Origin of the sequence: Effusibacillus dendaii (assembly GCF_015097055.1) — a bacterium.
Classification (GTDB): domain Bacteria; phylum Bacillota; class Bacilli; order Tumebacillales; family Effusibacillaceae; genus Effusibacillus; species Effusibacillus dendaii.
This window is the reverse complement of sequence record NZ_AP023366.1, coordinates 2,205,319-2,227,617: the sequence shown is the minus strand read 5'-3', so window position 1 is coordinate 2,227,617 and position 22,299 is coordinate 2,205,319. Positions and strand designations below refer to the sequence as shown.

General features: G+C 47.9%; 27 protein-coding genes and 1 other annotated feature. All 27 genes read left to right on the top strand.

Annotation, left to right across the window (positions count from 1 at the left end):
- Nucleotides 1–74 precede the first annotated feature (74 nt).
- The 27 genes from rplA to rpsH all read left to right on the top strand — a co-directional run bounded on the left by rplA (nucleotide 75) and on the right by rpsH (nucleotide 22,286).
- Nucleotides 75–779 carry a 50S ribosomal protein L1 gene (gene rplA, locus skT53_RS12010; RefSeq protein WP_200757250.1) on the top strand — a complete coding sequence of 235 codons (705 nt, stop codon included), beginning with the start codon at nucleotides 75–77 and terminating at the stop codon, nucleotides 777–779.
- A 57-nt stretch (nucleotides 780–836) separates the two neighbouring features.
- Nucleotides 837–1,003 (top strand) — a sequence feature (ribosomal protein L10 leader region).
- A 26-nt stretch (nucleotides 1,004–1,029) separates the two neighbouring features.
- Nucleotides 1,030–1,521: a 50S ribosomal protein L10 gene (gene rplJ, locus skT53_RS12005; protein WP_200757248.1), complete on the top strand. Its 492-nt coding sequence runs from the start codon at nucleotides 1,030–1,032 to the stop codon at nucleotides 1,519–1,521.
- A 41-nt stretch (nucleotides 1,522–1,562) separates the two neighbouring features.
- Nucleotides 1,563–1,934 carry a 50S ribosomal protein L7/L12 gene (gene rplL / locus skT53_RS12000; protein ID WP_200757246.1) on the top strand — a complete coding sequence of 124 codons (372 nt, stop codon included), beginning with the start codon at nucleotides 1,563–1,565 and terminating at the stop codon, nucleotides 1,932–1,934.
- Nucleotides 1,935–2,052: 118 nt separating this feature from the next.
- Nucleotides 2,053–2,664, top strand: coding sequence for a class I SAM-dependent methyltransferase (locus skT53_RS11995; RefSeq protein ID WP_200757244.1), 612 nt, complete (start codon nucleotides 2,053–2,055; stop codon nucleotides 2,662–2,664).
- A gap of 219 nt (nucleotides 2,665–2,883) precedes the next feature.
- On the top strand, nucleotides 2,884–6,417 hold the full coding sequence (gene rpoB / locus skT53_RS11990; RefSeq protein WP_200757242.1) for a DNA-directed RNA polymerase subunit beta: 3,534 nt from the start codon (nucleotides 2,884–2,886) through the stop codon (nucleotides 6,415–6,417).
- Nucleotides 6,418–6,432: 15 nt separating this feature from the next.
- A complete protein-coding gene (gene rpoC / locus skT53_RS11985; RefSeq protein WP_200757240.1) occupies nucleotides 6,433–10,074 on the top strand; it encodes a DNA-directed RNA polymerase subunit beta' in 3,642 nt (1,213 codons plus the stop codon).
- Between the two features lie 153 nt (nucleotides 10,075–10,227).
- Entirely contained in the window at nucleotides 10,228–10,479 is a 252-nt protein-coding gene (locus skT53_RS11980) for a ribosomal L7Ae/L30e/S12e/Gadd45 family protein (protein WP_200757238.1), read from the top strand.
- A gap of 104 nt (nucleotides 10,480–10,583) precedes the next feature.
- Complete coding sequence (gene rpsL / locus skT53_RS11975) at nucleotides 10,584–11,003, top strand: 30S ribosomal protein S12 (RefSeq protein WP_200757236.1); 420 nt, start codon at nucleotides 10,584–10,586, stop codon at nucleotides 11,001–11,003.
- Nucleotides 11,004–11,050: 47 nt separating this feature from the next.
- Nucleotides 11,051–11,521 (top strand): 30S ribosomal protein S7, encoded by a 471-nt coding sequence (gene rpsG / locus skT53_RS11970; protein WP_200757234.1) that lies wholly within the window; start codon nucleotides 11,051–11,053, stop codon nucleotides 11,519–11,521.
- A gap of 49 nt (nucleotides 11,522–11,570) precedes the next feature.
- Nucleotides 11,571–13,643 carry an elongation factor G gene (fusA, locus tag skT53_RS11965; RefSeq protein ID WP_200757226.1) on the top strand — a complete coding sequence of 691 codons (2,073 nt, stop codon included), beginning with the start codon at nucleotides 11,571–11,573 and terminating at the stop codon, nucleotides 13,641–13,643.
- A gap of 31 nt (nucleotides 13,644–13,674) precedes the next feature.
- Nucleotides 13,675–14,865 carry an elongation factor Tu gene (tuf, locus tag skT53_RS11960; RefSeq protein WP_200757224.1) on the top strand — a complete coding sequence of 397 codons (1,191 nt, stop codon included), beginning with the start codon at nucleotides 13,675–13,677 and terminating at the stop codon, nucleotides 14,863–14,865.
- Nucleotides 14,866–15,111: 246 nt separating this feature from the next.
- Nucleotides 15,112–15,420, top strand: a complete 309-nt coding sequence (gene rpsJ, locus skT53_RS11955; RefSeq protein WP_200757222.1) for a 30S ribosomal protein S10 — start codon at nucleotides 15,112–15,114, stop codon at nucleotides 15,418–15,420.
- Between the two features lie 105 nt (nucleotides 15,421–15,525).
- Nucleotides 15,526–16,149 carry a 50S ribosomal protein L3 gene (gene rplC / locus skT53_RS11950; RefSeq protein ID WP_200757221.1) on the top strand — a complete coding sequence of 208 codons (624 nt, stop codon included), beginning with the start codon at nucleotides 15,526–15,528 and terminating at the stop codon, nucleotides 16,147–16,149.
- Nucleotides 16,150–16,174: 25 nt separating this feature from the next.
- Complete coding sequence (gene rplD, locus skT53_RS11945) at nucleotides 16,175–16,798, top strand: 50S ribosomal protein L4 (RefSeq protein WP_200757219.1); 624 nt, start codon at nucleotides 16,175–16,177, stop codon at nucleotides 16,796–16,798.
- On the top strand, nucleotides 16,798–17,088 hold the full coding sequence (rplW, locus tag skT53_RS11940; protein WP_200757217.1) for a 50S ribosomal protein L23: 291 nt from the start codon (nucleotides 16,798–16,800) through the stop codon (nucleotides 17,086–17,088). Before rplD ends, rplW begins: the two co-directional genes overlap by 1 nt.
- 57 nt (nucleotides 17,089–17,145) lie before the next feature.
- The gene (gene rplB, locus skT53_RS11935) at nucleotides 17,146–17,976 is read left to right on the top strand and encodes a 50S ribosomal protein L2 (RefSeq protein WP_200757215.1); all 831 of its coding nucleotides are present in this window, start codon (nucleotides 17,146–17,148) and stop codon (nucleotides 17,974–17,976) included.
- A 70-nt stretch (nucleotides 17,977–18,046) separates the two neighbouring features.
- Entirely contained in the window at nucleotides 18,047–18,325 is a 279-nt protein-coding gene (rpsS, locus tag skT53_RS11930; RefSeq protein WP_200757213.1) for a 30S ribosomal protein S19, read from the top strand.
- A gap of 31 nt (nucleotides 18,326–18,356) precedes the next feature.
- The gene (rplV, locus tag skT53_RS11925) at nucleotides 18,357–18,689 is read left to right on the top strand and encodes a 50S ribosomal protein L22 (RefSeq protein WP_200757211.1); all 333 of its coding nucleotides are present in this window, start codon (nucleotides 18,357–18,359) and stop codon (nucleotides 18,687–18,689) included.
- Nucleotides 18,690–18,709: 20 nt separating this feature from the next.
- On the top strand, nucleotides 18,710–19,378 hold the full coding sequence (gene rpsC, locus skT53_RS11920) for a 30S ribosomal protein S3 (protein WP_200757203.1): 669 nt from the start codon (nucleotides 18,710–18,712) through the stop codon (nucleotides 19,376–19,378).
- A gap of 2 nt (nucleotides 19,379–19,380) precedes the next feature.
- The gene (rplP, locus tag skT53_RS11915; protein WP_200757201.1) at nucleotides 19,381–19,815 is read left to right on the top strand and encodes a 50S ribosomal protein L16; all 435 of its coding nucleotides are present in this window, start codon (nucleotides 19,381–19,383) and stop codon (nucleotides 19,813–19,815) included.
- The gene (gene rpmC / locus skT53_RS11910; RefSeq protein ID WP_200757196.1) at nucleotides 19,805–20,002 is read left to right on the top strand and encodes a 50S ribosomal protein L29; all 198 of its coding nucleotides are present in this window, start codon (nucleotides 19,805–19,807) and stop codon (nucleotides 20,000–20,002) included. Before rplP ends, rpmC begins: the two co-directional genes overlap by 11 nt.
- 24 nt (nucleotides 20,003–20,026) lie before the next feature.
- Complete coding sequence (gene rpsQ / locus skT53_RS11905) at nucleotides 20,027–20,293, top strand: 30S ribosomal protein S17 (protein ID WP_200757195.1); 267 nt, start codon at nucleotides 20,027–20,029, stop codon at nucleotides 20,291–20,293.
- A gap of 18 nt (nucleotides 20,294–20,311) precedes the next feature.
- Nucleotides 20,312–20,680 carry a 50S ribosomal protein L14 gene (gene rplN / locus skT53_RS11900; RefSeq protein WP_200757187.1) on the top strand — a complete coding sequence of 123 codons (369 nt, stop codon included), beginning with the start codon at nucleotides 20,312–20,314 and terminating at the stop codon, nucleotides 20,678–20,680.
- A gap of 45 nt (nucleotides 20,681–20,725) precedes the next feature.
- Complete coding sequence (rplX, locus tag skT53_RS11895; protein WP_200757185.1) at nucleotides 20,726–21,055, top strand: 50S ribosomal protein L24; 330 nt, start codon at nucleotides 20,726–20,728, stop codon at nucleotides 21,053–21,055.
- A 26-nt stretch (nucleotides 21,056–21,081) separates the two neighbouring features.
- Nucleotides 21,082–21,624: a 50S ribosomal protein L5 gene (gene rplE, locus skT53_RS11890; protein ID WP_200757183.1), complete on the top strand. Its 543-nt coding sequence runs from the start codon at nucleotides 21,082–21,084 to the stop codon at nucleotides 21,622–21,624.
- A 47-nt stretch (nucleotides 21,625–21,671) separates the two neighbouring features.
- Nucleotides 21,672–21,857, top strand: a complete 186-nt coding sequence (locus skT53_RS11885) for a type Z 30S ribosomal protein S14 (RefSeq protein ID WP_096181005.1) — start codon at nucleotides 21,672–21,674, stop codon at nucleotides 21,855–21,857.
- A 30-nt stretch (nucleotides 21,858–21,887) separates the two neighbouring features.
- The gene (rpsH, locus tag skT53_RS11880) at nucleotides 21,888–22,286 is read left to right on the top strand and encodes a 30S ribosomal protein S8 (protein ID WP_200757182.1); all 399 of its coding nucleotides are present in this window, start codon (nucleotides 21,888–21,890) and stop codon (nucleotides 22,284–22,286) included.
- The last annotated feature ends 13 nt before the right edge of the window (nucleotides 22,287–22,299 follow it).

The following is a 22,299-nucleotide window of genomic DNA, read 5'->3' as shown; positions in this document are numbered from 1 at the left end:
TTGTCAATAGGTTGAATGTTCAACCGCATCAGTGGGAGGTCTATACCGTTAAACCACGTAAGGAGGAAATCAACATGGCTACGAAAGCGAAAAAGTATCTGGAAGCCAGCAAACTGATTGACCGTGAGGCGTTTTATGATGCAGATGAAGCGATCGCCCTGGTCAAAAAAGCGGCTTCCGCAAAATTTGATGAGACGGTAGAAGCGGCGATCCGTCTTGGAGTCGACGTAAAAAAAGCAGACCAGCAGTTGCGCGGTGCAGTTGTACTGCCGCACGGAACGGGTAAAGTTCAGCGCGTACTGGTTTTTGCAAAAGGTGATAAAGCCAAAGAAGCGGAGGCGGCTGGCGCCGACTTTGTTGGAGACGATGATTTGATCAATCGGATCAATCAGGGATGGTTCGATTTCGATGTTGTGGTAGCTACGCCTGATATGATGGCTTCTGTCGGTCGTCTGGGACGCGTTTTGGGTCCGAAAGGTTTAATGCCGAACCCGAAAACGGGCACCGTTACGTTTGATGTCAAAAAAGCGGTAGAAGAAATCAAGTCTGGTAAAATCGAATACCGCACCGACAAAGCGGGCAACATTCATGCGCCGATTGGTAAAGTTTCTTTTGACGAACAGAAACTGCTCGAAAACTTTTATACATTGATAGATACATTGCAAAAAGCGAAACCGGCAGCGGCGAAAGGCCAATACATCCGAAATGTATCCGTCAGCTCCACGATGGGGCCCGGGGTAAAAGTGAACTTGGCGAAACTGGCGCCGGAAGCAAGGTAACATGAATTTCAGCTTTGACTTTCGAGTCACATCGTGATATGATGTGAAGCGTCTGATAAAAACGGAATCCCCAAACCGTAGACAGCAGGAGTGCATAGCACTTAATATTTCCTGCCGAGGTTTTGAACGTGATAAGTTCATTTGGATATGTAGCGAGCTGCATATTCGATTGATTAAAATGTTCAGAGTCCTCGTGTTTGCGGGGGCTCTTCTCGTTATCCGGACGGATTTTTTATGGGAGGTGTAATGGATGGGAGTACGCGAAGAGAAAGTTCAACTCGTGCAGGAAATTTCCCAAAAATTGCGCGACAGCAAAAGCACAATTGTAACCGATTACCGCGGATTGACCGTGGCGGAAGTTACTGAGTTGCGCAAGCAGCTTCGTGATGCGGGCGTTGAATATAAAGTGCTGAAAAACACGATGACCCGTCGCGCAACAGCTGAAGTAGGTCTTACAGAACTTGATGCTCATCTGACTGGCCCATGCGCAATTGCATTTTCATATGACGATGTGGTTGCCCCGGCTAAAATTCTGAATGATTTCGCGAAAGCGCACAAAGCGTTGGAAATTAAAGGCGGTGTATTGGAAGGCCGCATCATCGGATTCGATGAAGTGAAGGCGTTGGCTGAATTGCCGTCGCGCGAAGGACTGTTGTCCATGCTGCTCAGCGTATTGCAAGCACCGATGCGAAATTTTGCTTATGCAGTTAAGCAAGTGGCTGAGCAAAAGGAGCAGGCGTAAACCGATTTTAAAAACACAAATCTGCTTGGGAGGTTTTATTCATGTCGAAAGAGCAAATTATCGAAGCGATTAAGGGTATGTCCGTTCTGGAGTTGAACGATCTGGTAAAAGCGATTGAAGAAGAATTTGGTGTAACGGCAGCTGCTCCGGTAGCTATGGTGGGCGGCGCAGGCGCAGGGGCTGGGGCTGCAGTTGAGGAACAAACTGAATTTGACGTAATCCTGGCAAGTGCAGGTGCTTCCAAGATCAACGTTATTAAGGTAATCCGTGAAATTACGGGTCTCGGACTGAAAGAAGCAAAAGACATTGCAGACAACGCTCCGAAACCGATCAAAGAAAAAACTTCGAAAGAAGATGCGGAAGCAATCAAAGCGAAGCTTGAAGAAGCTGGCGCTACAGTTGAAGTTAAGTAAATTCACTGTTTCTGTGTTTCGTAAAAAGGAAGTTGCTGATTTCAGCGACTTCCTTTTTGATTTCCGGAACCTATTCGCTATAATGAAAAAGTAACAAGTACAGATAAGGAAGAGATCGATGGCAGACCATTATTTTTCGAACAGGCCAACGGCGGCTCACGACGTTCGGATGATTCGTCAACGCCTGCGTGGGTTTGAATTGTCATTTTGGACGGATGCGGGTGTCTTCTCAAAAGGCGGCATCGATTTTGGGAGTCGTTTATTAATAGAAACGATGGAGATACCAGCTGACGCATCCGTGCTTGATGTAGGCTGCGGATATGGGCCGATTGGAATTGCGGCAGCCAAAATGGCTTATGAAGGAACCGTTTTGATGGTTGACGTGAATGAAAGAGCGGTCCGGCTGGCACAGAAAAACGTCGAACAGAACGATATTGGCAATGCCGAGGTGCGTGTCAGCGATCTGTTTTCGCAAATCTCAGAAAAGGAGTTTGACCGGATTTTGACAAATCCGCCAGTCCGTGCGGGCAAGGCGGTTGTTCACCGGATTTTTGAGGGAGCCGCCGCGCGTTTAAAAGAAGGGGGCCAATTGTGGATTGTAATTCAGAAGAAACAGGGGGCCCCTTCCGCGCGAAAAAAGTTGCAGGAATTGTTTGAGGATGTAGAAGAAAAAGCGAAAGAGGCAGGATATTGGATTTTTTGCTGTAAAAATACAAAAATATTGACTTGACGCGTTGACAAGGGATTTCTGGTGTGATAATGTTATAAAATGCGTATAGACAAATAGTTCGTTTTTTTGCGGGTTCTCCCGTGTTGCAATTTGTTTTAAAGCTCGAATCCATCCTATCATCCCGATTCGGTTTGTGTCGGGAGGTAAGCTTTTAATTCGGGCTTTTTCCTATCTAGGAGCATGTTTTACAAGGCGATCATTTGGCGAGGGGTGACACTTTTGCAGGGACAACTTGTTCAGTATGGTCGACGTCAACGTCGCACATACGCTCGGATCAAAGAAGTGATGGAGCTGCCGAATTTAATTGAGATTCAACAGAAGTCGTATGAATGGTTTCTGGACGAGGGATTGAAAGAAATGTTCCAGGAAATATCCCCTATCCAAGACTTTACCGGCAACTTGGTGCTGGAGTTTATCGACTACAGTCTGGGTGAGCCGAAATACGACGTGGAGGAATCGAAAGAGCGGGATGTTACATACGCAGCTCCCTTGCGCGTTAAGGTTCGATTGATCAACCGGGAAACGGGAGAGGTCAAGGAGCAGGAAGTCTTTATGGGGGATTTCCCGTTGATGACTGAAACGGGAACGTTTATCATAAACGGTGCGGAGCGGGTAATTGTCAGCCAGTTGGTTCGTTCGCCAAGTGTGTACTTTAATACGAAAACTGACAAGAACGGCAAAAAAACGTTTACCGCAACCGTGATTCCAAACCGCGGGGCATGGCTGGAACTGGAGACAGATGCGAAAGAGATCGTTTATGTACGGATTGACCGCACAAGAAAGATTCCGGTGACGGTTCTTTTGCGCGCATTGGGATTTTCAACTGATGCTGAAATTATTGACCTGCTGGGTGAAAGTGAGTTTTTACGCAATACGCTTGATAAAGACAATACGGATTCGTCCGAAAAGGCGCTGTTGGAGATATATGAACGGTTGCGCCCGGGTGAACCCCCGACGTTGGATAACGCACGCGGTTTGCTGATTTCACGTTTCTTTGATCCGAAGCGGTATGATCTGGCAAACGTTGGCCGATACAAAATCAACAAGAAGTTGCATATCAAGAATCGCCTGTTAAATCAGCGGTTGGCAGAGACGTTGGTCGACCCAAATACGGGAGAGGTACTGGCAGAAGCAGGGCAGGTGATAGATCGCCGTTTGCTCGACCGGATTTTGCCGATTGTGGAAGCGTCGGTGAACATCGTTGACTATAAGTCTACGTCCGGTGTTGTTTCGGAGGAACAAATCACTGTGCAGGAAATCAAAATCTATTCTCCCTTTGAAGAAGGAAAAGTAATCAAGGTAATCGGCAATGCGGGCGTTGATAAAAGCGTCAAACATATTACGGCAGCCGATATTATTTCCTCCATCTCTTACTTTATGAATTTGCTGCATGGGGTCGGTTCGACAGACGATATTGACCATCTGGGAAATCGCCGTCTTCGTTCTGTAGGCGAACTGTTGCAAAACCAATTCCGGATCGGGTTGTCCCGGATGGAGCGGGTTGTTCGGGAACGGATGTCAATTCAGGATGCGAATGCGATTACACCTCAGGCGCTGATTAATATACGCCCGGTGATTGCAGCGATTAAGGAATTTTTTGGATCCAGCCAATTGTCCCAGTTTATGGATCAAACCAACCCGCTGGCTGAATTGACACATAAACGGCGTCTGTCGGCTCTTGGTCCAGGCGGATTGACTCGTGAACGGGCCGGTTTTGAAGTGCGTGACGTTCACCATTCCCATTACGGCCGGATGTGTCCAATCGAGACGCCGGAAGGTCCGAACATCGGTTTGATTAACTCGTTGTCCACCTACGCGCGAATCAACGAATTTGGATTCATTGAAACGCCTTACAGAAAAGTGGACCCGGAAACAGGTCGCGTAACAGAAGAAATTCATTATTTGACAGCTGACGAAGAGGACAATTATGTAATTGCACAAGCAAACGTGCAGTTGGATGACCAGGGCAATTTTTTAGAAAGCTCGGTGATTGTCCGTTATAAAGAGGAGACTCTTATCTTACCGCCGGATCGCGTTGATTATGTGGACGTTTCGCCAAAACAGGTAGTTTCTGTGGCGACTGCGCTGATTCCGTTTTTGGAAAACGACGATGCTAACCGTGCGTTGATGGGATCCAACATGCAGCGCCAGGCTGTTCCGCTGTTAATTCCTAATGCGCCGTTTGTAGGTACCGGTTTGGAACACAAATCGGCAAAAGATTCCGGTGCCGCAGTGGTCAGTAAACACGATGGTATTGTGGAACGGGTCGATGCCGGTGAAATCTGGATTCGTGAACAATCGACGGTGGATAACAAAACGGTTAAGGGTAATCTGCATCGATATAAGCTGTTAAAGTTTTCTCGCTCAAACCAAGGTACCTGTATTAACCAACGGCCGATTGTATCGGTCGGCGAAACGGTTAAAAAGGGGGAAATCATTGCCGACGGTCCGGCGACGGACAAAGGAGAAATGGCGATCGGGAAAAACGTTGTGGTCGCATTCATGACCTGGGAAGGGTACAACTACGAAGACGCCATACTGCTGTCTGAAAAACTGGTCAAAGAAGACGTTTATACATCGATTCACATTGAAGAGTATGAAGCGGAAGCGCGTGATACGAAGTTGGGGCCGGAAGAAATTACTCGCGACATACCGAACGTCGGAGAAGATGCGCTGAAGAATCTGGATGACCGGGGAATTATCCGGATCGGTGCGGAAGTGAACGCGGGAGATATTCTGGTTGGAAAGGTAACGCCTAAGGGAGTTACTGAACTGACGGCTGAGGAACGTCTGCTGCATGCGATTTTCGGTGAAAAAGCTCGTGAAGTGCGGGATACTTCTGTACGGGTGCCTAACGGTGGCGCCGGCATCATTGTGGACGTGAAAGTGTTTACCCGTGAAAACGGAGATGAATTGCCGCCAGGAGTCAACCAGTTGGTACGGGTGTATATCGCCCAAAAACGGAAAATTTCAGAAGGGGATAAAATGGCGGGACGCCACGGGAACAAGGGTGTCGTTGCACGCATTATGCCGGAAGAAGATATGCCGTTTTTGGAAGATGGAACACCGGTCCAGGTAATTCTGAATCCGCTCGGCGTACCATCACGGATGAATATTGGACAGGTGCTGGAAGTTCACCTGGGTATGGCGGCCAGAGCGCTCGGCATTCATGTGGCGACTCCGGTATTTGACGGGGCAAGAGAAGAAGACGTGTTTGATACGCTGGAAGAAGCAGGTTTGCCGCGGGATGGCAAACATGTACTGTATGACGGTCGTACTGGGGAACCGTTTGAAAATCGGGTAACCGTCGGCGTGATGTATATGTTGAAACTCCACCATCTGGTCGATGACAAGATCCATGCGCGTTCGACAGGTCCTTACTCGCTGGTTACGCAACAGCCGCTTGGCGGTAAAGCCCAATTTGGCGGTCAACGTTTTGGCGAGATGGAAGTCTGGGCGTTGGAAGCGTATGGCGCAGCATATACCTTGCAAGAAATTTTGACTGTCAAGTCGGATGATGTGATCGGCCGCGTAAAGACGTATGAATCGATTGTGAAAGGGGAAAACGTCCCGGAACCGGGCGTTCCCGAGTCCTTTAAGGTGTTGATTAAAGAACTCCAGTCACTCGGTATGGATGTGAAGATTTTGTCGGGAGACGAACAGGAAATCGTTATGCGGGAAATCGAGGATGAAGATGATTCCGGCGAAAGACTGAATCTTAATTTGGAAGCGCGCGAAGTAAACGAAGATTAAGGGAGGTAAGCCCATTTGTTGGACGTCAATAATTTTGAGTACATGAAAATCGGATTGGCATCTCCTGAAAAAATTCGTTCATGGTCACACGGTGAAGTGAAAAAACCGGAGACGATCAATTACCGGACGTTAAAACCGGAAAAAGAAGGGCTTTTCTGCGAGAAAATTTTTGGCCCTACCCGGGATTGGGAATGTCATTGCGGAAAGTACAAACGGGTTCGCTACAAAGGGGTTGTCTGTGATCGTTGCGGTGTCGAAGTGACACGGGCAAAAGTTCGCCGTGAACGGATGGGGCATATTGAACTCGCGGCTCCGGTTTCCCATATCTGGTTTTTTAAAGGGATTCCCAGCCGGATGGGATTGATTTTGGATATGTCGCCTCGGTCGCTGGAGGAAGTAATTTATTTTGCGTCCTATGTCGTAACCGACCCGGGTGACACGCCGCTGGAAAAGAAACAGCTGTTATCTGAAAAAGAGTATCGGGCCAATCGTGAAAAATACGGCTATGCCTTCCAAGCGGGAATGGGAGCGGAAGCGATTAAAAAATTGCTTCTCGATATTGACTTGGATAAAGAAGTAGAGGTTCTTAAGGAAGAATTGAAAACGGTGCAGGGACAAAGACGCAACCGGGCGATTAAACGTCTGGAAGTGTTGGAAGCATTCCGGATTTCCGGCAACTGCCCTGAATGGATGATTTTGGACGTATTGCCTGTAATTCCGCCTGAACTCCGTCCAATGGTCCAATTAGACGGCGGTCGTTTTGCAACGTCCGATCTGAACGATCTGTATCGCCGGGTAATTAACCGGAACAACCGTTTGAAACGTTTGCTGGATCTGGGCGCTCCGGATATTATCGTGCAAAATGAAAAACGTATGCTTCAGGAAGCGGTTGATGCGTTAATAGACAACGGTCGTCGCGGCCGTCCTGTTACAGGCCCGGGCAACCGGCCGCTCAAATCCCTGTCGCACATGCTGAAAGGCAAGCAAGGCCGCTTTCGTCAAAACCTGCTTGGAAAACGGGTGGATTACTCGGGTCGTTCTGTGATCGTGGTAGGTCCGCACCTGAGAATGTACCAGTGCGGTCTTCCGAAGGAAATGGCTCTCGAACTGTTCAAGCCGTTTGTTATGAAAGAGCTCGTGGCGAAAGGTCTTGCGCACAATATCAAATCCGCAAAACGTAAAGTGGAACGAGTTTCGCCGGAAGTATGGGATGTTTTGGAGGAAGTGATTCGAGAGCATCCTGTACTGTTGAACAGGGCTCCTACATTGCATCGTTTGGGGATTCAGGCATTTGAACCGATATTGGTCGAAGGCCGGGCCATCAAGCTGCATCCGCTGGTATGTACCGCTTACAATGCTGATTTTGACGGTGACCAAATGGCGGTACACGTACCGTTATCGGCCGAAGCACAAGCGGAAGCCCGGTTGTTGATGCTGGCCGCACACAATATTCTGAATCCGAAAGACGGAAAGCCGGTGGTGACACCGACCCAGGATATGGTGCTCGGTTCTTACTATTTGACGATCGATCGCCCCGGTTTGGAAGGGGAAGGGCGTATTTTCTCCAATCCTCATGAAGCGATTTTGGCTTATCAGTCTGGGGAAATGGCATTGCACACGCGTGTTTGCATTCCGGTAAAAGCGCTCGGTAAAACATCTTTTACAGAGGAACAACAAAAGGGCCTCTTGATTACGACGATCGGGAAAATCATTTTTAACGAAATCTTCCCGCCTGATTTCCCGTACATCAACGTGGGAGATAAAAAGAACTTGCTGAAGGGTGTTCCGGAAGAATTCTTCATTCTGGAAAAGGGTGTCAATGTGAAGGAGCGGATTGCGGCGATTCCGGTGCAATCGGCCGTGGTGAAAGGTTTCTTGGGCACCATGATTTCGGAAGTTTTCAACTTGTACGGGACCACACAAACAGCTGAAATTCTTGATAAAATAAAAGCTTTGGGCTTCTCTTACTCAACCAAAGCAGGGATCACCATTTCCGTTGCTGATATCACCGTGCCGGCTGCCAAGCATGAAATACTGGCTGATGCGGAAAAGAAAGTACAAACCGTCACACAGCAGTACAGACGGGGTTTGATCACGGACGACGAGCGTTATGACCGGGTGATTTCAATCTGGAGTCAATCGAAAGACCAGATTACGGATGTTTTGATGAAATCTTTGGATCGGTATAATCCAATTTATATGATGGCGAACTCCGGAGCGCGCGGTAACGTTTCGCAGATTACGCAGTTGGCGGGTATGCGTGGACTGATGGCCAATCCGTCGGGTCGAATCATTGAATTGCCGATTAAATCGAACTTCCGTGAAGGATTGACCGTTTCGGAATACTTTATTTCAACGCACGGCGCCCGGAAAGGTTTAGCCGATACCGCTTTGCGGACTGCGGATTCCGGATATTTGACGCGGCGCTTGGTTGATGTGGCACAGGACGTGATTGTTCGGCAGGTCGATTGCGGCACCGATAAAGGGGTTATAGTTAGTGAAATCCGTGACGGGAAAGAGGTCATTGAGGATCTATTTGATCGGATCAATGGACGAACCGCGTTTGAAACGATCAGACATCCTGAAACCGGTGAAGTGATCGTCGCGCGCAATGAGCTGATATCAGATTTTGCTGCGCGTCGTATTGTGGATGCGGGGATTACTAAGGTACGGATTCGGTCTGTATTAGCTTGCCGGACGAAACACGGTGTTTGCATCAAATGTTACGGACGCAACTTGGCGACCGGCAAAATGGTAGAGATCGGGGAAGCGGTAGGGATTATCGCGGCTCAATCGATCGGGGAACCAGGTACTCAGTTGACGATGCGTACGTTCCATACCGGCGGTGTTGCTGGTGATGACATTACGCAAGGTTTGCCTCGGATTCAGGAGTTGTTCGAAGCGCGTAACCCGAAAGGTCAAGCGATTATCACCGAAATAGATGGGGAAGTAACAGATATTCGCGAAGTTAAAGACAAACGGGAAATCGTCATAACGAGCGAAGCGGAAGAGAAAGTGTATGCAGTGCCCTATGGTTCCCGTATTCGAGTAAACGCAGGGGATAAAGTCGAAACAGGCGATGAGTTGACAGAAGGCTCTGTTGACCCGAAAGAGATGCTGAAGGTAAAAGGGATGCGCGGTGTGCAGAATTACTTGTTGCGAGAAGTGCAACGGGTATATCGTTTGCAGGGTGTGGATATCAACGATAAGCATATTGAAGTGATGGTTCGCCAAATGCTTCGTAAAATCCGCGTTATCGATAACGGGGATACCGATTTGCTGCCGGGAACCTATGTGGATATTCATGAGTTTGAAGAAGCCAATCTGGAAGCGCTGCTTCAGGATAAAAATCCGGCAATCGGTCGACCGGCTCTGCTAGGTATTACGAAAGCGTCTCTGGAAACCGATTCCTTCCTGTCGGCTGCATCTTTCCAGGAAACGACTAGGGTGTTGACAGAAGCGGCCATTAAAGGAAAGGTAGACCGTCTCCTTGGCTTGAAAGAGAACGTGATTATCGGAAAACTGATTCCGGCAGGCACAGGTATGTCCCGTTACCGAAGCATCCGTTTAGAAGGTGAAGAGGACGTAGAGGAACAGTTGGAAGAACCGGGTGATCAGACGGAACCGGTTCGCGAAGTCGAAACGGTTGTGGAATAACAAGAGTGAAATTGCCTCGGTGGAATCGCTTCCCACCGAGTGCAAACTTTCTTTTTGTGTGAGGAATTGATTGACACAGCCTTGTTAGGCTGATAGAATGATTAAGTGTGTTCAGGGTCCTTAAAGCACTTTGTTCGCGGGAGGAGTTGTCGAATGTTGTATGAGCGCATTCGTAGTGCCAATCACGTTGCAATTGGTACGAATCAGACAACAAAAGCCTTGGAACAATCTGCTGCAAAAGAAGTTTTTGTTGCTAAAGATGCAGACAAAAAGATCGTAGATCGGGTTCTGCGTCTGTGTGAATTAAAGCAAACGCCTTTTGTTTGGGTGGACTCGATGAAGCAGTTAGGGAAGCTCTGTGGAATCGAAGTAGGTGCTGCTGTAGCAGCGATTTTAAAAGACTGACAGATAAGATTCTGGTGCGGCAGCCGAAGTCGGTTGTTATTTGTTGTTTTAAAATGAACCGCCAGGCTCTGTGGGTTTGAAATTTCGGAAGGAGGTGTAGAACGATGCCGACAATTAACCAGTTGGTACGGAAAAGCCGTCAAGCGATTGAAAAGAAATCAACAGCCCCGGCTCTCCAAAAAGGTTACAACAGCTTTGAAAAGGAGCAAACGGATCAACCGTCTCCGCAAAAACGCGGGGTTTGTACTCGTGTAGGGACGATGACTCCGAAAAAACCGAACTCTGCACTGCGTAAATATGCACGTGTGCGTTTGACAAACGGAATTGAAGTAACTGCCTACATTCCGGGTATTGGTCATAATCTCCAGGAGCACTCGGTTGTTCTGGTGCGTGGTGGTCGTGTGAAAGACCTTCCGGGGGTTCGTTATCATATTGTGCGTGGTGCGCTTGATACATCCGGTGTAAAAGATCGCATGCAAGGTCGCTCCAAATACGGCGCAAAGCGTCCTAAAGCAAAATCCTGATTTTGAAAGTTAAATGATTGTACGTTTTCTGGAAAGGAGGAAGTTAAATGCCGCGTAAAGGTCCGGTGGCACGCCGTGAAGTCATGGCAGATCCGGTTTATAACAGTCAGATGGTTTCCCGTTTGATCAACAAGGTGATGGTCGATGGGAAGAAAGGGGTTGCTGAGCGTATCGTGTATAACGCGCTTGACGCAGTACGCGAAAAGTCCGGTAAAGACCCAATTGAAGTTTTTGAAACAGCAATGAAAAACATCATGCCTGTGCTGGAAGTGAAAGCTCGCCGTGTGGGTGGTGCCAACTATCAAGTTCCGGTTGAAGTTCGTCCGGAACGCAAAACGACGCTTGGCATTCGTTGGCTGGTTACGTATGCGCGTAAACGCAACGAAAAAATGATGGAAGAAAAGCTTGCGAACGAAATTCTTGATGCAGCGAACAACTCGGGCGCTGCTGTCAAGAAGCGTGAAGATACGCATAAGATGGCGGAAGCAAACAAAGCGTTTGCTCATTACCGTTGGTAAGATCGATTGCGTCAATATTAAGTACCTAAATAAGAAAGGAGGCAATCGAATGGCTCGTGAGTTTCCGTTAGAAAAAACAAGAAATATTGGAATCATGGCTCACATTGATGCCGGGAAAACGACTACCACTGAGCGTATTCTGTTTTATACCGGACGGGTTCATAAAATTGGCGAAGTACATGAAGGCGCTGCGACGATGGACTGGATGGTTCAGGAACAAGAGCGCGGAATTACAATTACTTCTGCTGCTACTACTGCTCAGTGGAAAGGGCATCGGATCAATATTATCGACACGCCCGGTCACGTGGACTTCACGGTTGAAGTGGAGCGTTCTCTTCGTGTGTTGGATGGAGCTGTTGGTGTGTTCTGTGCCAAAGGCGGTGTAGAACCACAGTCGGAAACCGTTTGGCGGCAGGCCGATAAATATGGTGTTCCACGTATTGCTTACGTAAACAAGATGGACATCATTGGGGCTGACTTCTATCGTGCCGTTGACCAAATGCGCAACCGTTTGAAAAAGAACGCGGTACCCATTCAATTGCCAATTGGCGCTGAAGATACTTTTGTCGGTATAGTCGATCTTGTTGAAATGAAAGCGATTATTTACACCGACGACCTTGGTAAAGTATCGGAAGCAAGAGACATACCGGAAGAAATTAAGGACAAAGCGGAAGAATACCGTGGCCGATTGCTGGAAGCAGTGGCTGAGGTTGATGAAGATCTGATGATGAAGTATCTCGAAGGCGAAGAAATGACGCTGGAAGAAATTAAGGCCGCTCTTCGCAAAGGTACCATCAGCGGTCAAATTGTTCCGGTTCTGTGCGGATCTTCCTATAAGAACAAAGGTGTTCAACCGATGCTGGATGCGGTTGTCGATTATTTGCCGGCTCCAACAGATGTTCCGGCGATCAAGGGTGTTAAAGAAGATGGAACGGAAACCTCTCGTCCTTCAAGTGACGCAGAACCGTTTGCCGCTTTGGCATTCAAGATTATGACCGACCCGTATGTTGGTAAGCTCGCCTTCTTCCGTGTTTACTCCGGCGTGCTTAACTCCGGTTCATACGTGTTGAACTCCACCAAAAACAAACGGGAACGTATCGGCCGTATTCTCCAGATGCATGCAAACCACCGTGAAGAGATTTCTACGGTATATGCGGGTGATATCGCGGCTGCCGTTGGCCTGAAAGATACTACAACCGGAGATACGCTCTGTGATGAAAAGAACATTGTAATTCTTGAGTCCATGGAATTTCCGGAACCCGTTATTGATGTCGCGATTGAACCTAAGACAAAAGCGGATCAGGACAAAATGGGTCTTGCACTTGCCAAACTTGCGGAGGAAGATCCTACATTTAAAACTCACACAGACCAAGAAACCGGACAAACGATTATTTCCGGAATGGGTGAACTTCACCTGGAAATTATCGTAGACCGTTTGTTGCGCGAGTTTAAAGTGGAGGCGAACGTAGGTAAGCCGCAGGTTGCATACAAGGAAACCATTAAAGGCCGCACTAAGGTCGAAGGTAAGTTTGTTCGCCAATCAGGTGGTAAAGGACAATACGGGCACGTATGGCTTGAGCTTGAACCGCTTGAACGTGGGCAAGGCTATATCTTTGAAAACAAAATTGTCGGTGGTGTAGTTCCGAGAGAATATATTCCGGCTGTTGACGAAGGTGTACAGGAAGCGATGGAAAACGGAGTCCTTGCAGGTTATCCGTTGATCGATATGAAAGTTACCATTGTTGACGGTTCATACCACGATGTAGACTCCTCGGAAATGGCGTTTAAGATTGCCGGTTCCATGGCGTTGAAAGCGGGTGTGTTAAAAGCCGATCCGGTCATTCTTGAACCGATCATGAAGGTTGAAGTAACAGTACCGGAAGAATACATGGGCGACATCATGGGTGATATCAACTCCCGACGCGGACGCATTGAAGGTATGGAGGCGGTTGGCGGCGGGCAAGTCATTCGTGGATACGTGCCTCTTTCTGAGATGTTTGGTTATGCGACCTCCTTGCGTTCTCGTACGCAGGGTCGCGGGAACTATTCAATGGAATTTTATTCCTATGAGGAAGTTCCGAAGAGCATCGCGCAAGAGATTATTTCCAAAAACAAGGGCTAATGTCCCGGATTAAAGTGAGGAGTGAACAAAAATGGCAAAAGCTAAATTTGAACGTACAAAGCCGCACGTTAACATCGGTACGATCGGTCACGTTGACCACGGTAAAACCACTTTGACTGCTGCGATCACCACTGTTCTTGCGAGCCGCGGCCAAGCGCAAGCTATGGCTTATGACGCAATTGACAAGGCGCCGGAAGAGCGTGAACGCGGTATTACGATCAACACCGCTCACGTGGAATACGAAACGGCTAACCGTCACTATGCACACGTTGACTGTCCGGGCCACGCTGACTATGTGAAAAACATGATCACCGGTGCTGCTCAAATGGACGGCGCTATCCTTGTTGTGTCGGCTGCTGACGGCCCGATGCCGCAAACGCGCGAACACATTCTGTTGTCTCGGCAGGTAGGCGTTCCGCACATCGTTGTATTCATGAACAAATGCGACATGGTGGACGATGAAGAACTGCTCGATCTCGTAGAAATGGAAATTCGCGATTTGCTGTCTGAATATGAATTCCCGGGAGATGAAATTCCGGTTATTCGCGGATCTGCAAAAGAAGCTTTGGACAACCCGAATGGGGAATGGGCGAAAAAAATAGACGAACTGATGGCTGCTGTTGACTCCTACATCCCGGAACCTGCTCGTCAAACGGATAAGCCTTTCTTGATGCCGGTTGAGGATGTGTTCACGATTACTGGTCGTGGTACGGTTGCAACTGGTCGTGTGGAGCGCGGTGAAATTAAAGTTGGCGAAGAAGTTGAAATCGTCGGTCTTGCAGAAGAAACCAAAAAGACGGTTGTTACCGGTGTGGAAATGTTCCGCAAACTGCTTGACAGCGCGCAAGCAGGGGACAACATCGGTGCGCTTCTGCGCGGTGTTGAACGTAAAGAAATTGAGCGCGGTCAGGTTCTTGTTAAGCCGGGTTCTATCAAACCTCACACTAGTTTCAGAGCAGAAGTATACGTGTTGACAAAAGAAGAAGGTGGACGTCACACCCCGTTCTTCAACGGCTACCGTCCGCAGTTTTATGTTCGTACGACCGACGTTACCGGTGTTGTTAAACTTCCTGCCGGCACGGAAATGGTGATGCCTGGCGACAACATCACAGTCGATGTTGAATTGATCGCTCCGATCGCTTTGGAAGAAGGTACCCGCTTTGCCATTCGTGAAGGTGGACGCACTGTGGGAGCCGGTGTAGTAGTTTCCATCTCCAAGTAACAAAAGCATAGAATCCGGGTCAAAGACCCGGATTTTTTCTTTAAATAGAATTTTATGATAAAATTCGAGATTTGCCAAAAAAAGATTGTGTTTTTGTCTTTTTTTATGTATAATTTCGTATTGTGGTCTTAGACTGCGATGATGCGAAAGGTTGCTGATGCACCGTCATATAGCCATATGCGGGGCCAATCAGGTTAATTTTCGCGGAGTATGTCCATCAAATGGGCGATAAAGGAGGGAATTCATATGGCAAAGCAAAAAATCCGCATTCGCTTGAAAGCATTCGATCATCAAGTGCTTGACACCTCTGCTGAAAAGATTGTTGAGACAGCGAAACGCTCCGGAGCATCTGTATCGGGTCCGATCCCGCTTCCGACTGAGAAGCAGGTATATACGATCCTTCGTGCGCCGCACAAGTACAAAGATGCACGTGAGCAATTCGAAATGCGGACGCACAAGCGGTTAATTGATATTGTGAATCCAACACCGCAAACTGTGGATGCTTTGATGCGTTTAGATTTGCCGTCTGGCGTAGACATCGAAATCAAATTGTAATGCAGATACGAAACACCCGAGTAAGTTGATTTGGGGTGCAGCGTGTCAGAATCCTCTGTCCCTCGCCTTTGGGGAGAATGATTCGATAAATTGGAGGTGCGATTAATGAAAGGCATTTTAGGACGCAAGTTGGGAATGACGCAGTATTTTAAAGAAGATGGAACGTGTATTCCGGTAACGGTTATCGAAGCGGGTCCGTGTGTAGTGATGCAAAAGAAAGATTTGCAAAACGACGGATATGAAGCCGTGCAAATTGGCTTTGCAGATAAAAAGCGCGCGAATAAGCCGGCAACAGGCCATGCAGCAAAAGCACAAACAACTCCGAAACGGTATGTCCGCGAATTACGCGGGGTTGATTTAACGCAATATGAAGTAGGCCAAGTGTTGAAGGCGGATGTGTTTGAAGCGGGCGAAACGGTTGACGTAGTCGGCGTTTCAAAGGGCAAGGGGTTTGCAGGGGCGATTAAGCGCCACAACCAATCTCGTGGTCCAATGACGCACGGTTCTCGTTATCATCGTGGTCCCGGTTCACTTGGTTCGATCAATCCGAACCGTGTGTTTAAAGGGCAAACGCTGCCCGGCCGGATGGGTGGAGAACGTGTAACGGTGCAAAACCTGGAGATCGTGAAAGTGGATACCGATCGCAATTTGTTGCTTGTAAAAGGCTCCGTACCGGGCCCGAAAAACACGTTTGTGACTGTAAAATCAGCTATTAAGTCGGGTAAATAATCCGTCTAGAAAGGAGGAATCGTTTATGCCGAAAGTTCCAGTTTTAAATTTGGAAGGGAAGCAAGTGGGTGAAATTGAACTTGCTGATTCTGTTTTCGGAATTGAACCGAATAAACATGTGCTGCACGAAGCGGTTGTTATGCAGCTGGCTAGCTTGCGCCGCGGTACACATGACGTAAAAAACCGTTCGGAAGTTAGAGGCGGCGGCCGGAAGCCGTGGCGACAAAAGGGAACAGGTCGGGCTCGCCAAGGTTCCATTCGTGCTCCACAGTGGGTTGGCGGAGGAACCGTGTTTGGACCGACACCTCGCTCCTATGCGTACAAACTTCCGAAAAAAGTACGCCGTTTGGCTATCAAATCTGCATTGTCGTCGAAAGTAAACGAAAATGCGATCATTGTGCTCGATTCATTGGATTTTGACGCACCGAAAACAAAAGAAATGGTTCAAGTGCTGAAAAACATCAATGCAGATAAAAAAGCACTCGTTGTAGGTCTTGAGAGCAATACAAACGCAGAGTTGTCTGCTCGCAATATTCCGGGCGTAAAGTTTGTAGAAGCAACCGGCATTAACGTTTATGATTTGTTGAATCACGGCTCTTTGGTGATTTCCAAAGATGCGGTTGCAAAAGTGGAGGAGGTGTTCGCGTAATGAAAAATCCGCGCGATATCATTAAACGCCCTGTTATCACCGAGCGCTCCACGGAACAAATGGAAGAAAACAAATTCACCTTTGAAGTGGATCTGAAGGCGAATAAAACGGAAATCAAGAAAGCGATCGAAGACATTTTTGGTGTGAAAGTCGAGAAAGTGAACACGATGCGTGTTCCTGGCAAACAGAAACGTGTAGGACGCTATGTGGGCATGACATCCGAGTGGAAAAAAGCCATCGTTACCTTGTCGAAAGATTCGAAGCCGATTTCTTTCTTCGAAGGTGCGTAAGTCGTCTGGCGATCGGTTAAGTTTTGAATGCATTCTCAAGTTAAGGAGGGAATTGTTGTGGGAATTAAAAAATATAAACCCACGTCTCCCGGACGTCGTTTTATGTCCGTATCGACGTTTGAAGAGATTACCACCGATCAACCTGAGAAATCTCTCCTTGAACCGCTGAAGAAAAATGCGGGACGTAATAACCAAGGGAAAATTACGACCCGTCATCAGGGCGGCGGTCACAAGCGACAGTATCGGGTGATCGATTTTAAACGCAACAAAGACGGAATTGCTGGACGGGTAGCGACTATTGAGTACGATCCGAACCGTTCCGCAAATATCGCATTGATTAACTATGCGGATGGCGAAAAACGCTACATCCTCGCTCCGCTAGGGCTGAAAGTAGGAGATACGGTCTATTCGGGTGCGGATGCGGATATCAAGGTTGGTAATTCTCTGCCGTTGGTCAACATTCCGGTTGGTACCGTGATTCATAACATCGAGTTGAAGCCAGGCAAGGGTGGTCAGTTGGCTCGCGCTGCCGGTGCAGAAGCACAGCTTCTCGCAAAAGAAGGCGACTACTGCCACGTGCGGCTTTCCTCCGGTGAAGTTCGTTTGATCCGTTCGGAATGCCGAGCTACTGTTGGTCAAGTTGGGAACTTGGATTATGAGAATGTGAATATCGGTAAAGCGGGACGTTCCCGTTGGTTAGGCAAGCGCCCGACTGTTCGCGGTGTTGTCATGAACCCGAACGATCACCCGCATGGCGGTGGTGAAGGACGCGCTCCGATCGGACGTAAGTCGCCGATGTCTCCTTGGGGTAAACCTACATTGGGCAAGAAGACACGCAAGAAGAACAAACCGTCGAACAAATATATTGTTCGTTCCCGCAAAAAGTAAGCTGATTGGTTAAGCAAATCCAAAATATACGGATTCGGAAAAGTGATTGGGTCTGAAGGGAGGTACCTGAATGGGTCGTTCGCTGAAAAAGGGACCGTTTGTAGATGATCATCTGATGAGCAAAGTGGAAGCGCTGAATGCTGCCAACGATAAAAAGGTGATTAAAACATGGTCTCGTCGTTCTACGATTTTCCCGGAATTTGTGGGTCATACGTTTGCTGTTTATGACGGACGCAAACATGTTCCTGTTTACGTGACGGAAGATATGGTGGGCCATAAGCTCGGTGAGTTCGCGCCTACTCGTACGTTTAAAGGTCATGCGGGTGACGAAAAAGCATCCCGTCGGTAATTGATAGCCCGGAAAGAGAGGAGGTCTAGCGATGGAAGCCAAAGCTATTGCGCGCCATGTACGCATTGCGCCGCGAAAAGTTCGTTTGGTAGTCGATTTGATCCGTGGCAAAAAGGTCGGTGAAGCAATTGCGATTTTAAAGCATACTCCGAAAGCGGCATCGCCGGTGGTGGAAAAAGTTTTGAAATCTGCGATCGCAAATGCGGATCATAACTTAAACTTGAATGTCGACGATCTGGTGATCAGCCAAATTTTTGTCGATCAAGGAACTACACTGAAGCGGTTCCGTCCTCGTGCACAGGGACGTGCTTCTCGAATTCATAAACGCACTAGCCATATTACGGTTGTAGTGAGTGAAAAATAAACGAACAAGGAGGTACAAGGATGGGACAGAAGGTTAATCCGGTAGGTTTGCGGATTGGTGTCATTCGTGACTGGGAATCGAAGTGGTTCGCAAACAAAAAAGACTACACGGAACTTTTGCACGAAGACATCAAAATCCGTGATATTGTGTTTAAACGTTTGAAAGATGCCTCCGTGTCAAATGTCGAAATTGAGCGCGCGGCAAACCGTGTTAACGTCAATATTCACACGGCAAAACCCGGTATGGTAATCGGTAAAGGCGGCTCGGAAGTGGATGCACTCCGTAACTACCTGAACCAGTTTACTGGCAAACGTGTGCATATTAACATCACAGAAATTAAATCGCCAGAACTCAACGCCCAGTTGGTGGCAGACGGCATTGCACAGCAATTGGAACGTCGTGTTGCATTCCGTCGTGCGATGAAGCAATCGATCCAACGGACCATGCGGGCGGGCGCAAAAGGAATTAAAGTACAGGTGTCCGGTCGTTTGGCAGGTGCCGAAATTGCACGTACAGAAGGATATTCGGAAGGTACAGTGCCGCTTCATACTCTGCGTGCAGACATTGATTATGCGACATCTGAAGCGCACACCACTTATGGACGTATCGGTGTGAAAGTATGGATCTACCGCGGGCAAGTGCTTCCGACGAAAGGCGGCCGCAAAGCTGTTGAAGAAGGAGGTAAGTAATCATGTTGATGCCAAAGCGCACTAAGCATCGCAAAACGCATCGCCCGGAACTGGCGGGTAAATCCAAAGCGGGCAACGAGGTTACTTTTGGTGAATTTGGTCTGCAAGCCCTTGAACCTGCATGGATTACAAACCGTCAAATCGAGGCTGCACGTATTGCGATGACTCGATATATCCGCCGTGGCGGTAAAGTATGGATTAAAATTTTCCCATCGACACCGATTACGGCCAAACCGGCTGAAACCCGGATGGGTGCCGGTAAAGGTTCACCGGAAAAATGGGTGGCAGTAGTAAAGCCGGGACGAATCATGTTCGAACTGGCGGGAGTATCGGAAGAAGTAGCTCGTGAAGCAATGCGCCTTGCGATGCACAAACTGCCGATCAAGTGTAAGTTTGTAAAACGTGGAGAAACGGGTGGTGAGGCAAATGAAAGTTAATGATCTTCGTGACTTGTCCACCGCAGAAATTGAAAACAAAATCGATTCTTTAAAAGACGAGCTTTTCAATCTGCGTTTCCAACTTGCTACAGGGCAATTGGAGAATCCGATGCGGATTCGCGAAGTTCGTAAAGACATTGCCCGTGCGAAAACAATCCTGAGAGAACGTGAACTGGGGATTGGATAATCCCTTGATGGAAGGAGGATGGCAATGAGCGATACACGGAATTATCGCAAAGTCCGCGTTGGTAAAGTGGTATCGGATAAGATGGATAAAACGATCGTAGTGGCTGTTGAGTCGCGGAAAAAGCATCCGCTGTACGGAAAAGCGATTCACGTTACTAAAAAATTTAAGGTTCATGATGAAAACAATACGGCTAAAATCGGTGACATTGTAAAAATCATGGAGACCCGTCCGTTGTCGAAAGACAAAAACTGGCGTCTGGTCGAAGTGGTCGAAAAAGCCGTTATTCTGTAATCGGAAGGAGGTACTTCCATGATTCAACCGCAAACACGTCTTGTAGTGGCTGACAACTCGGGAGCTAAAGAAATTATGTGTTTCCGCGTATTGGGCGGATCCAACCGTCGTACGGCTAACATCGGCGATATTATTGTCGCTTCTGTCAAGAGTGCAACACCCGGAGGCGTTGTCAAGAAAGGCGATGTTGTAAAAGCTGTTATTGTGCGTTCGAAGCGTGGTGTTCGACGTGATGACGGATCGTATATTCGTTTTGATGAAAATGCTGCAGTTATCATTAAAGATGACAAAAGCCCGCGTGGCACCCGTATCTTTGGACCGGTCGCACGTGAACTGCGTGAAAAAGAATTTATGAAGATTATTTCTTTGGCTCCGGAAGTACTGTAAAGTTCCGTGAACTAGAGTGAAACCACATCCGAGGAGGTGTGCAGGATGTCGAAAGCAAAATTACACGTAAAAAAAGGTGATCAGGTAAAGGTGATCTCCGGTAAGGATAAAGGCAAGAAAGGCAAAATTTTGGAGGCATACCCGTCCGAAGGCCGTGTTCTGGTAGAAGGCGTTAACATGATTAAACGTCACACACGCGCCAATGCGGCTTATCCGCAAGGCGGCATCATAGAACGGGAAGCGCCAATCCACGCATCGAACGTAATGGTTCTTGATCCGAAAACGGATGAACCGACACGGACAGGCAAAAAGATTTTGAAAGACGGTAAAAAAGTTCGGTACGCAAAAAAATCTGGCGAAGTGATTGATAAGTAACCAGGTGAAGGAAGGAGGGAATTCCCTTGGCACGTTTGAATGAAAAATTTAAGACGGATGTTGTTTCTGCGTTGATGCAGAAGTTCGGTTATAAAAGCGTAATGCAGGTTCCCAAGATCGAAAAAGTGGTTATCAACGTAGGTCTTGGAGAAGCGATTCAAAACGCAAAAGCGTTAGATGCGGCCGTTGAAGACATTCAACAGATTACCGGTCAAAAGCCGGTTGTCACGCGGGCAAAGAAATCGATCGCTGGTTTCAAATTGCGTGAAGGCATGCCCGTCGGCGTCAAAGTAACGCTTCGCGGGGATCGCATGTATCATTTCATGGATAAGCTGTTTAACGTAGCGCTGCCGCGCGTACGGGATTTCCGAGGTGTTTCCCCGAAAGCGTTTGATGGTCGTGGGAATTATACGCTCGGATTGAAAGAACAGTTGATTTTCCCTGAAATTGAATACGACAAAATCGATAAAGTTCGCGGGATGGACATTGTATTCGTAACCACCGCAAAAACGGATGAAGAAGCACGTGAACTTCTGACTCAACTCGGAATGCCGTTCAGTCAATCGTAAGAATAGCAGCCAATTCAATGGGTGCGAAACATGGGAGGTAAAAATCAATGGCTAAAAAGTCCATGATCGCCAAGTCCCAGCGGAAACCGAAGTTCAGTACCCGCGCTTATACGCGGTGCCGCATTTGCGGACGTCCTCATTCCGTATTGCGGAAATTCGGGATGTGCCGAATTTGTTTCCGTGAGCTTGCATACAAGGGACAATTGCCTGGTGTTAAAAAAGCCAGCTGGTAATTTTGAAACGCAGAAAGGAGGTCATCAGTTATGGTAATGACTGATCCGATTGCAGATATGCTTACCCGTATTCGGAACGCCAATATGGTAGGTCACGAGAAGGTAGAAATTCCGGGATCTAACATCAAACGGCAGATTGCGGAAATTCTCAAGCGAGAAGGATTTATTCGGGATGCGGAATTTATTCCTGATAATAAGCAGGGAATAATTCGTGTTTTCCTGAAGTATGGTCAGGGCAATGAAAAAGTAATTACCGGGTTGAAGCGGATTTCCAAACCTGGTTTGCGTGTATATGCACAGCGAGAAGCAATTCCGCGTGTGCTGGGTGGATTGGGTATCGCAATCCTGTCTACTTCAAAAGGCGTTATGACTGATAAAGAGGCTCGCCGTTCACATGTAGGCGGCGAAGTAATTTGTTACGTTTGGTAATATAGCAGGAACG